Raw genomic sequence first — 7,295 nt, 5'->3', positions numbered from 1 at the left:
TCAGCTGCAATGCGCCGTGAGCCATAAGCTCGGTTTGAGGCTTCAAACTTGTCCTTGATATGAGCAAGGAGCACCATGTCCTTACGTTGTCTGGCTCTGGACATACAACAACGAACGGCCCAACATGGCCATCGGCGGCATCACAACCGCTACAAAACATAAACTGCCGGCATAACTCTACTGCCAAACTCCTCCATAAATGGCGGGATTACCAGCAGAGACACACTTTTCGTTCTGTGTGAGTTTCTACCTCATGTTAGTGGAATTATCCCTCAGCCAGTTTGATCCAACAGCAAATGGTTTTTAACTGAAGTATCGAGGAGTATTAGTAGCCAGGCAAAGGGGAGGAAGCTGTCAGGAAAACCGAAGATTTGCCAGCGCATCCTAAGGTTGTCTCAAAGTTCCTTAGGTTACATCTCAAGGCAACGCTTACACAGCTCCCGCTTCTCATCTCACGAAAAGCTCTCCCGCACTTGGGCAATCAAGTGCAATTCGGTACCTAGATGAACTCCTTCATAATCTTCTTGAGCTTAAGCCTTTGGAGGAAACTGCCATTTCCAGAGGGGAGGCGCTTTGTCACGAACTTGCCCTCATAGGCATCGAAGTGATGGTACCACGGGGCTGGTTTTAATGGCCCTCGGCCAAGAAGTAGCTTTATGGCCTGTGCACCAACCACCCCGGCTGCCAATTGGCAACCAGCTGATGTTGAAGGCCCGCGCTCCTCTTTTAAGTTAAGGCGAGAGGAATCTACGAGGGAATGCTGGTGAAGTCCACTTGGGGCAAGACCAAGCAAGAACTTAAAATACTGATGGAGCTCGTTTTCTCCCTCAAACCGGAAATAGTCTTCAAAACTCATGCCATCTGGTGTGAAGCATAAATAGGCGGTTCCCATACCGAGGGGGGCCGCAGTTACAGCCGGAATGCCCAACTCACGACAGCGGGCAAAAACCTTCCGGCGCATTCCAAGCACGAAGAAATCAAAGCCATCAACGAACATATCAACGCCCTCAAGGAAAGCGTCAACATTTTCATCGGTTACGCCGTCTGGGAATGTTCGCAGATCGACCTCTGGATTAATATTGCGGACCTGTTCTGCCATCACAGAAACCTTAGGCTTTTGTAAGGTTTGAACATTCGCTCCAATCTGTCGATTGAAGTTCACAATATCAAAATGATCGAAGTCAGCAACGCTGAACGCCCCGATACCCATCCGCGCCAATGTCACGGCATGAATTCCCCCGACACCGCCCATGCCTGCAATTGCAACCCGCTTTTTCCTCAGAAGTTGCTGCTCCTCTTCGGTAACCCATCCAATATTGCGCGAAAAAGCTGCGTCGTAGGAAAAACCTGAGCCGGCGAGCGGCGAAGTCTCGTGTCCTTGGGTTGATGCTAAAACAGTCAATGCCTTCCTCCAAAATGATCTTTCACGCTCACTCAATAGAAAAGCGAGCAACAACCTAAATATTTTCTGCTTGTAATTAAATTTAGAACGCAACCAGAGAAAGCATTAATATATATTAGTAAGTATACGTCAATGTAACTATTAATATTAACGTTAATATAAATTCATATCTATTCAAACTTATACACTTATTGCAGGATGATAACTTTAGGCAAAATGTAGTTTTCTTCTTACCGAAACTGTTTTTATAGAGTAAAGGTATTTCAACATGGTAAATGCAATCACCACTAACGCCAGCGGAGAGCTGGCAAAATCACGCAAATTTTCCGTATTGAGAAAAAGACTAAAGCTCCGTGATAAGCCGCCCGAAAATGTTATCTTCAAACTTGCAGATACAACTGATGAACTCGCTCACGTCTGTAAGTTGCTATACGATTCTTATACGCAGGTCGGGTACATGCAAAAGGGTGGAACCGGGTATAGAATCACCCCTTATTACATCCTTCCATCGTGCTACACACTCATCGCAAAACACGGTTCAACGGTGATTGCAACGGCGACGATCATCATAAAATCACGGGAGCAAATACCCGTCGAACAAATCTTCTCGCTTGCCCCTATACAAAGATGGGACCGCCGCATAGCCGAAGCATCCTCCTTAACCATTGACCCGAACTATCGCTCTCAAGGTGGGGAGTTAATTCATGCACTTTTAAAATATATGTTTCAGGTCGCCCGCGAGGATTTGGGTATTCATGACCTGGTTATGGCGTGCACTCCAAAGCATATGGACTTCTATGAGGCCGTTCTCCTGTTTCGACGGTTAAGTGAGGAGGTGATTGAATCCTTTGATTATGTAAATGGCACGACAGCGGCTGGCGGCTATCTCGATTTGACAACCATGCATGAGGACTACGCAAAGGCGTATGGAAACGAGCCTGGTCAACGCAACGTCTATAAGTACTACCTCGAACATAGATGGGAGTGCTTTCAAGCCGTTGACCGCGTTAGCGCGGCCTATGATGGGAACCGGTGGGAACCAGATCAACTTGACCATTTTATGCATGGCCCCATTCAGGGCGCCACCTTTTTGAGCACAAAAGACTTAGAGCTTCTGCGCCGTCATTACCCGTCGAGTGATTACGACGAGCTCTTCGCCCCTTATAGACTTGAGAAATCATCGGTCCTGATTGATACCAGCATCGCGACCTTCGTACGCCACAAATCCTCTGTGGTGACGCCTGTAATCCTACGCCGGATCGAAGAAGACAGACTCTATGTTACCGCCGAAAAACCTCACCACCTGCTTGATGCTGCAGAGCTACAAATTTTCCCGGAAGATAAGAGCGCTGCACCAATAGCAATCACATCCATTAGGCTGACAGGCGGGTCTGACGTCACCTTAGGATGCCACTCATCACCTGCTCCCGTGATTTCACAGAAGTTTGGTGATGCCTCAATAGGTTCGTTCCGCATTGGGTTAAACGCGGCAGGCCGCATACCAGTTGTACACGAGGAGGATTTGGCACATGCAGGGTAGAGCAGGCTGCGTATCCCTTGGAATGCACCGTCAAACCTGATCCGACGATGCGAAGTAAACAGCTCACACTTTGTTGATGTGAATGCGCCACTATACCCCTTGGGCAAGAGTTGTGCGCATTCGCCGCATGTTTAATCTTGCTTAGATCAAACTAGAACTATTTCAATTTGCTATGAGTTTTTTCACATAACGAATAATGAGTAGCGCAAGGAACCCAAAGATGAGAATCGCTTACACCCTGCCAAAAGGAAAGCTGGTGCTGACGGAGCTCTCCGAAATGCTTCGGGAAGAAGGCATACGCACTTGCGGTATCGTGCAGGCTGACTCAGTAAATGAGGACCGGCACCGCTGCGACATGGAAGTGCGGGTACTGCCTGACGGGCCAGAAATTTCGATCACCCAATCCCTTGGGAAAGAAGCACTTGGGTGCCGATTGGATACCTCGGCGCTTGCACAAGCAGCAGCTGAAGTCACACAGCGCATTAACGACCCGTTTGACCTCTTCATTTTGAACAAATTCGGTGAGCAAGAAGCAAGCGGAAGCGGATTCCGTGATCTGATCGCAAAAGCCCTCGAAAATGGCGCTAGTGTGCTTGTGGGCACAAATGACATTAACATCGAGGCCTTCAAGGAGTTCTCAGGTGGCATGGCTGAGTTTGTTGAGCCCAATGTGACCGACCTCAAGGCATGGCTGGACAACGGATAATCAGGCAAAAACAGGGACCATTAGCAAACGCATTATTGCCAGGTCCCAGCCTCGACACTGCGTTTACCACACGTGCCCCCCCCGCGCGCCTTCGATTCTCAGTCACCAAGCCGTTCCCTGTTTGGGAATTTCTGGTGCATCAGGCAATTTGAGCCTGCTTGACAGAAAGCTTAAGTCTTGGTTGAGTAGATAAACTTATGCTGATCAGGGGATGTTATGTTTATCAAAAAGGTCAGGCTGACCCTGAGTGTGCTTTTACTGAACGGGGCTATTGTGGGTCACGCCAATGCTTGGTCTGAGCACAACCTCATCAGCTATCCTGTATTGCAGACGATGCCTGAAGTCGCAGAGCAACCACCTGTGGCCGTTGAAACCTTAGCTGAGTTTGTGGTGGCAGAAGCGCAGGGATTAGAAACCCTACTTGCTGAAAATGAGGCCTGGCTACGTGAACATTTTCCGCATTATAAACCGCGCCCTGATGCCATCGCTTTTGACGCAGCGAGCTCAGATTTGCTCCTCAGTTTCATTCACGCAATACGAATTAATCCTGACGCACGTCTTGCTCCCTACCTAAAGTTGCTGCCAGGGCAAGACACCCAAGGGCGCCGACTTATGCAGGCCTCTGAAGTTGCGGTGTATTCAAATCTAGGTGATTACAGAACCATGAGGTTTGTCGAGGTCAAAAGTGGTGACAGGGTCACACCACTTGATGTCTTAGCGTCTGCCAATGATGATCCTGACAATGGGCTTGATATTGGCCTGTTTGAAGACAACGATACTCCGGCAGGTAAACTATATGGCTTTGGGCAGCAAGCCTTTGGAAATCCAGCAGTGGAGTTTAGCAGTCAAGCTCCATTTCATATGGCCTTTTATCACGAAACGAGCATACTTTATACATTAGCCCCTTTTCTAAATGAGACCTTCCCTGACTATCGCGTGCATATGTACAAAGCGCTGTCTGAATATGCGTTTCGCACGGGGCATGATTATTGGGGGTGGCGTTTCATGGGGTGGGGGATGCACTATGTGGGCGACATTTCTCAGCCTTATCATACCACAGTGCAACCGGGCGTGAGTACTGCTTCAAGCATTTGGACAAATACCAAGGATGTGATGGGCTTCTCACAAGCTAAAGCGGATGCAATCCAGTTGCTTTCAAACCGCCACTTTGTCATTGAAAAATTTCAGGCAGTGATCACCAACAACGCCTATGCGGAGCAAGATTCTGGCAGTGTGATCCTGAAGGCACTAACTCAGCAAACTCCGGTTGTACATTATACCGATAAGACCTTTGTCGACGTGTTTGCCAAGAACGCCTACGACAAATCTGAAAGGCTTGCCGATTATCTCACACGTTTCGTCCCTGCAAAACTCGTGAGTGATACAAGTTTTGAAGTGGACAGCAGCGAAGAAATTGAGCAGGTCGTTGAATTGATTAGGGCTGAGCATGGACTAGATGGATTGTCAAACATGACCAATCTGCTTGTCGAACTCATGCAAGATCATAATGCCAATATACGCAGTTTTGTTAAGTCTGTATTGCAGCAAAAAAACTAGACACACGTGAAATAAAGCCAACGAAGACGTGTTTATCACGCGTTGCGGTTCCAGTCGAACTAACCTCAGTCAACTTGGCGATGCGCAATCAAACGACTTATAGATGAAAAGCCACCTAAGATATTTCAGTATCTGAGATATTTCTGTTTTCCACGATGTATCACTAAATAAGATAGTTCGTAATTATACAAAATACTCACAAAATATAATCTCCAAGCATAGAAAAACGAGATGCGTGAGACTTGGCCCTGAATAACTTCAGTGTATCTATAAGTATATATAATCACGCATCCAGATAAAACGGGTGTGCGTAGAGATCAGGGAGTAAGTCATTGAGCTGGCGCTCGACGAGCCAGACCTATCACCGCGCGAGCTTGCTGTTCGGTTTACAGATACAAAAGATTACTTTGTTTCAGAGGCTTCTGTCTACCGGCTACTGAAGGCGCAGGACCTAATTACATCTCCTGCCTATGTGGTGAACAAGGAAGCCGGCGAGTTCAAGGACAAGACAACAGTTCCAAACCAGCAATGGCAGACCGATTTCACCTATTTCAAGATCATCGGTTGGGGCTGGTTCTACCTTTCAACTGTTCTCGACGACTACTCCCGTTACATCATTGCCTGGAAGCTGAGGACCACTATGAAGAGAGCTGGCTGGGGAAAATCGGACAGGTTGCCTAAGTGGATTTCGCTTCTGAAACTGGCATGACGCCAAGAACAGGAGACCACCATGACCAGACGTCCTCGTCGAAACCATAGTCCGGCCTTTAGAGCGAAAGTAGCACTTGCTGCTATTCGCGGAGAGAAGACCTTGAGCGAATTGGCTCAGGACTTTGATGTGCACGCGAACCAGATCAAACAATGGAAAGAGTAGGCCCTTTGTGCGTGTTAAAGGGCACTAGAGATACCATTACCGAGCCATCGACAAGCATGGCAAAACCATTGATTTTCTGCTCTGCTCCCGCCGTAACACTGCTGCAGCCAAACGGCTTATCAAGCCAGCGCCCGGCTTCCAAACGATGCGAACACCGGCTGCAACCATTAAGGGTTTTGAGGTTATGCGGATGTTCAAAAAGGGGCAGTTTGATGGCTGAATCATCTCTGTCGGAGGTGAGGCCGAGATCTCCTTCATCAATCGCCTGTTTGGAATTCACGCCTGAATTATGCCTGGGGGAAGGCTATCTGTGTCTTCACTCATAAGATGCAACGGAGCCCAAAAAAGTGTTCAAGGTAAATCAACTGGGTTTGGGAACATGTGGACCAGTAGTCCAAGGCATATCATTCAACTTCTGCGTAGTTGTGCAATCTTCCGCTATTGCTATTTTCCCGCATCAAATATCGATAGCGGTGCATGCCTGACACCCTATTAGACGGAATCGCTAGAGGCGAGAAAACTGATCGTTAATAGCTCGAGGGCTCTGCGAGCGCTAGGTAAGGCACATTTGCCCGATGAGCAAATTGAGATACTCCAAAATCGAAGTAACTGGCATCAGTTAGGAAGCAAAAAAATGAGAAAAATTGCCTTCGTGCTGCTAGGGCTACTGTGTATCCCGGCACCAGCTTTAGCTCACATTGAGGTGTCGAGCATCAAAAATATCAAGGATATTAATAAAGTAAAAACTTGCAAAAATGGGATTAACAGTGCTGAAGCCACATCCGGCGTGGTTAAATTATGGACCATGCAAAAATTTGGAGGCCGAATTAATGTAATCCTGACGGGACGTGAGGAAGTAACAAGTAATTTGCGGGGTCGTCTAGGCTTCTTCATCAAGTACATCTTGAAGGGGGACGGAAAGTACGATGTTGGTCGTGTGTTTGTTTCGACCTGCGGCACAGTTTTTGAAATAAATGACTAAATTGGAATACAAAACAATGAGTGTATGGTGAGGTGGTCCCGTTTGTTTGGACAGGTGAGCACGTTTTATAAGCGGTTTCGCTCCGATTACGCAGCAGCTTGATTTATGTGCTGCGGGTGGTTGCAGTAAGCCTGATCCGGGGTATTCCAGTCAAGTGATGAATGTGGGCGCTTCAGGTTATAAAAGGTGATGTATTGCCCAATGGATTGTCGCGCCTCTGGCACATTGGCATAG

The 7,295-nt window shown here is 47.6% G+C and carries 6 protein-coding genes and 3 pseudogenes; 7 read left to right on the top strand and 2 right to left on the bottom strand.

The genetic code is table 11. The annotated features are described in order from the left end of the window. Nucleotides 1-499: 499 nt before the first annotated feature. Nucleotides 500-1,402 (bottom strand): ThiF family adenylyltransferase, encoded by a 903-nt coding sequence (locus tag BMZ51_RS22705; protein ID WP_068010484.1) that lies wholly within the window; start codon nucleotides 1,400-1,402, stop codon nucleotides 500-502. Between the two features lie 268 nt (nucleotides 1,403-1,670). Between BMZ51_RS22705 and BMZ51_RS22700 the strand changes: the two genes are divergently transcribed. The 7 genes and pseudogenes from BMZ51_RS22700 to BMZ51_RS22670 all read left to right on the top strand — a co-directional run bounded on the left by BMZ51_RS22700 (nucleotide 1,671) and on the right by BMZ51_RS22670 (nucleotide 7,061). Then, entirely contained in the window at nucleotides 1,671-2,942 is a 1,272-nt protein-coding gene (locus tag BMZ51_RS22700) for an N-acyl amino acid synthase FeeM domain-containing protein (RefSeq protein WP_068010481.1), read from the top strand. A 220-nt stretch (nucleotides 2,943-3,162) separates the two neighbouring features. Further along, nucleotides 3,163-3,648 carry a DUF2478 domain-containing protein gene (locus BMZ51_RS22695; RefSeq protein WP_068010479.1) on the top strand — a complete coding sequence of 162 codons (486 nt, stop codon included), beginning with the start codon at nucleotides 3,163-3,165 and terminating at the stop codon, nucleotides 3,646-3,648. 216 nt (nucleotides 3,649-3,864) lie between these two features. Continuing rightward, nucleotides 3,865-5,205 (top strand): phospholipase C/P1 nuclease family protein, encoded by a 1,341-nt coding sequence (locus BMZ51_RS22690; protein ID WP_068010477.1) that lies wholly within the window; start codon nucleotides 3,865-3,867, stop codon nucleotides 5,203-5,205. A 328-nt stretch (nucleotides 5,206-5,533) separates the two neighbouring features. Continuing rightward, a pseudogene (locus BMZ51_RS22685) lies at nucleotides 5,534-5,851 on the top strand (DDE-type integrase/transposase/recombinase); the annotation flags it as partial. A gap of 84 nt (nucleotides 5,852-5,935) precedes the next feature. Further along, nucleotides 5,936-6,073 (top strand): annotated as a pseudogene (locus BMZ51_RS22680) (transposase); the annotation flags it as partial. Nucleotides 6,074-6,116: 43 nt separating this feature from the next. Further along, nucleotides 6,117-6,287, top strand: a pseudogene (locus tag BMZ51_RS24695) (DDE-type integrase/transposase/recombinase); the annotation flags it as partial. Nucleotides 6,288-6,713: 426 nt separating this feature from the next. After that, complete coding sequence (locus tag BMZ51_RS22670) at nucleotides 6,714-7,061, top strand: hypothetical protein (RefSeq protein ID WP_068010473.1); 348 nt, start codon at nucleotides 6,714-6,716, stop codon at nucleotides 7,059-7,061. A gap of 86 nt (nucleotides 7,062-7,147) precedes the next feature. Here the strand turns inward: BMZ51_RS22670 and BMZ51_RS22665 are convergent. After that, on the bottom strand, nucleotides 7,148-7,295 hold a 148-nt coding region (locus tag BMZ51_RS22665; protein WP_139201466.1), incomplete at its 5' end, for an integrase core domain-containing protein.

It is taken from the genome of Pseudovibrio axinellae (genome assembly GCF_900110875.1).
GTDB lineage: Bacteria > Pseudomonadota > Alphaproteobacteria > Rhizobiales > Stappiaceae > Pseudovibrio > Pseudovibrio axinellae.
The sequence above is the reverse complement of the archived record's forward strand: the minus strand, read 5'-3'. Positions and strand labels throughout refer to the sequence as shown.

Coding starts and splice junctions, on each gene's coding strand:
- BMZ51_RS22695 (WP_068010479.1), top strand. CDS start 3,163: ATGAGAATCGCTTACACCCTGCCAAAAGGAAAGCTGGTGCTGACGGAG.
- BMZ51_RS22670 (WP_068010473.1), top strand. CDS start 6,714: ATGAGAAAAATTGCCTTCGTGCTGCTAGGGCTACTGTGTATCCCGGCA.
- BMZ51_RS22690 (WP_068010477.1), top strand. CDS start 3,865: ATGTTTATCAAAAAGGTCAGGCTGACCCTGAGTGTGCTTTTACTGAAC.
- BMZ51_RS22700 (WP_068010481.1), top strand. CDS start 1,671: ATGGTAAATGCAATCACCACTAACGCCAGCGGAGAGCTGGCAAAATCA.